We start from the raw sequence: 202 nt of genomic DNA, 5'->3' as shown, positions 1-202 counted from the left end.
ACAGCACCGTCACGCTGTACGATACCGATGGCACGACGGTTCTGGGCAGCACGACCGCCGATGCTCAAGGCAACTGGTCAATCACCACATCAACCTTAGCCGATGGCGCTCATACCCTGACCGCCAAAGCGACCGATGCCGCGGGCAATACCTCAACAGCGTCGTCTTCGTTGATCGTGACAGTGGATACCACGGCACCAGT

General features: G+C 58.9%; 1 protein-coding gene. It reads left to right on the top strand.

The window, feature by feature from the left end; translation table 11 throughout:
- On the top strand, window positions 1–202 hold a 202-nt coding region (locus tag ACOSVP_RS18630; RefSeq protein WP_487348979.1), incomplete at both ends, for an Ig-like domain-containing protein.

It is taken from the genome of Marinomonas sp. HM11-D, from assembly GCF_057626615.1.
Note: the sequence above shows the minus strand (reverse complement) of the source record. Positions and strands in the feature narration are given on the sequence as shown.